A 3165-nucleotide genomic window follows, 5' to 3' on the forward strand; every position below is an offset into this window, starting at 1 on the left:
AGATAACCGGCTGATCGGGCAAAATGCATTCGCGGTCTATTACCAGGGACAATGGATCGGCAGCCTCACGCAGCTCCATCCCGGCAAAGGCTACATTGTGGAACTGAGCAACCAAAGCACACTCACTTACCCGGATGCTGCAAAAAGCGATGCCCCCGAACCGGAAAAAGAGATCATTTCCCCGACGGATGAAATGCCGCTGGCAAATTTGCAATACAACATGATGCTCATTGCTCAGCTCGAACTGCCCGATGGCACTATTTCCCTGAATTCCGAAGATGTGATTTACGCTTATTCAGGAGAAGAATGTCGCGGCATGGCCATTCCACATCAAGAACACAACGGTGCAATATTCATGTCCATTGGCGCTGATGTGCAGGTTGGCGAAGAAATCACTTTCAAAGCCTGGCTTTCAGAATTTGGGAGATTGGAAGATATCAACGAAACGATCAGTTTTGAAGCGCTGAAGAAATCCGGAACCATGGAAGAGCCGGTTTTGCTTACGCTGAAAGGCTTCACCGGAATTAATGGGAACATTGCCGAAGGCATTTACATTGGCGAGCCATTCCCCAATCCTTTTACAGAATCCACTGAAATTTCCTACCGCCTGAATAGTTCGGCACAAGTCAGGTTAAGCCTTTACAACAGTCGCGGGCAAATGCTGGGTATCGTCATGGATGAACAGAAAATTCCGGGATTGCACACTGCAACGATCCAGCGGAATAACCTGCCGCCGGGTGTTTATTTCTTCCGGATGGAGGTTTTCATTGCCGGCGAGGCAGTGCAGAAGAATGGGAAACTCATTATTAGCCAATAAGCCAAATTTAACAATAGAAAAATGCCACAAAGGCGCGAAGACACAAAGAATAGCGAACTTACTCCAGGAGCAACTCAGCGCCTTCGTGCCTTCGTGGCAAAACAAATCAAAATTCACAAAAAAAATCAATAACACTTAATTTTTTACACAAATGAAGAAAAGAATCCTTATCACAGTCGCAATTGCCTTTTTCATGGCAACAGTAAGTAATGCCAACGTTTGGCGAGTAAATAACATCTCTGGTTCCGGCGCTCATTTTGCCAGCATCAACGAAGCCAACAACTCCACCATGGTGCAACCGGGCGACACCTTGTACATCGAACCGTCAGCTACAGTTTATACGCTAGGAACCTTAACTAAACCGCTTACCATCATCGGAAACGGGTATTTTCTTGCCGAAAACCCCGAAACACAGGCCAATACAAATACTTCAGCAATTGCTGGAATATACTTCCAGACAGGTAGTTCCGGCTCTGCGATCATGGGATGCGCTTTAAATAGTCAATCCTACATTTACGTTTCAAATATCCGCATCGAAAGAAATTTCATTACCAGCACACTTAATATTTGGGCAAATAATCTTACTGATATCCTTATCATTGGTAATTTTGTTAATACTTTAATTTCTACTCAAAGCTATTCAGGAATTAATAATTTACTGATCAGTGGCAATTTTATCGAAAGAAGTGCCGGCAGTGCAGCAATCACTTTTGGAACAGAAGTTTCGGCTGTTATCGAAAACAACGTCATTCAGGGAGTTATTACCATAAACAACTCCATTTTTAGCAACAACATCCTGCGTGCCGGCAGTTTTATTGCGACCAATACGGCTTATTACAACAACATTGGGAACGACAACCAATTCGGGGCTGCCAATGGCAACCAGCAATACGTGAACATGGAGGATGTTTTTGTCGGAACCGGCAGCACGGATGGGAAGTGGCAATTAAAGCCAGGCTCGCCGGCCATTGGCGCCGGAACTGCCGGTCAGGATTGCGGAATGTTTGATGGTACACATCCTTACAAACTTTCCGGACTACCGTCCATTCCTTCCATTTACGAATACCTGCAGATCTACAACAGCGAAGCACAGGAAATTGAAGTCAACTTCAGTGTAAAATCTCAAAACTAGCTGCAATCATGAGAACTACTATTTCCAGATTTAAAATAAATAGTGGTAAAGGCAGATTTGTTGGCGGTTTGAAGATGATCACCGGCTTTGCAATAACCTGTTTGCTCCTTGCCGTCATGCTATTACCGGTAAAGGCACAGCAAATTGTTAAAGCTGAATATTTCTTCAACAGTGATCCCGGAAACGGGATGGGGACAGACATTCCGATTGCTTCGCCATCCAATCAGGTGGAGAATATCAGTTTCACTGCCCCGGTTGATTTGCTGGAACCCGGTTTTAACCGGTTGCTCGTTAGGGCCAAAGACGACGCCGGTAAATGGACATTGACCCACACCCGTACTTTTTACAAATCTGCTGTTGCCCTTGATTTGCCTGATATTGTCGAGGTTGAGTATTTCTTCAACATCGATCCCGGATTTGGTGAAGGGGTAAATATTCCCGTAACCACTCCTTCAACCGATCTCAAAAACATCGAATTTGTGGCTGATGTAAGTTGTTTGAACCCTGGTTTCAACCGCCTGATGGTGAGAGCGAAAGATGAAACCGGCCATTGGACACAAACCCATATCCGGACATTCTACAAATCTGCTGCTGCTTTTGAATTGCCTGACATAGTGGAGGTTGAGTATTTCTTTAATGCTGATCCCGGATTTGGATCGGGGATCAATATACCAGTGGTCAATCCTTCATCAGGCCTTGAAAATATTGACTTTATCGCAGATGTAAGCAACCTGGGTCCCGGTTTCAACCGCCTGATATTAAGAGCAAAAGATATCACCGGAAAATGGACACAATCACACATCCGTACTTTTTACAAGTCATCCATTCCTGCAGATTTAGCCAATATAGTCCAGGCTGAGTATTTTATCAATACCGATCCCGGAATTGGATCGGGGATAAATATCCCGGTTCTGAATCCTGCAACAAAACTGGAGAATCTTGAATTTATAGCCGACCTGAGCGGACTGCCACTTGGAAAGCACTTATTGTTTATTCGCAGCAAAGATGTTACAGGAAAATGGAGTATTACATTTTTGGATGAAATCTGCAAAACACCTTTTGCCAATTTTACCAGCGATCTGGCTGAGCTTGGCAACCCGACAACTTTCACAAACCTGACGCAGTTTGCCGATGAGAATACCGGTTATTTCTGGGATGTGGATAACAATGGTGAATTCGATTACACAGGTGGAGACAATTTTTTGCACCTCTACCC

Annotated in this window: 3 protein-coding genes; all 3 read left to right on the plus strand. The window is 44.5% G+C overall.

Annotated elements, in window-relative coordinates:
* On the plus strand, window positions 1-817 hold an 817-nt coding region (locus IH598_06390), incomplete at its 5' end, for a T9SS type A sorting domain-containing protein (protein MBE0638126.1).
* Window positions 818-968: 151 nt separating this feature from the next.
* Window positions 969-1949, plus strand: a complete 981-nt coding sequence (locus IH598_06395; protein ID MBE0638127.1) for a hypothetical protein — start codon at window positions 969-971, stop codon at window positions 1947-1949.
* Between the two features lie 8 nt (window positions 1950-1957).
* The coding region (locus IH598_06400; protein MBE0638128.1) for a hypothetical protein at window positions 1958-3165 on the plus strand (1208 nt) is incomplete at its 3' end.

The sequence above is a fragment of the Bacteroidales bacterium genome, assembly GCA_014860585.1.
Taxonomy (GTDB): domain Bacteria; phylum Bacteroidota; class Bacteroidia; order Bacteroidales; family 4484-276; genus RZYY01.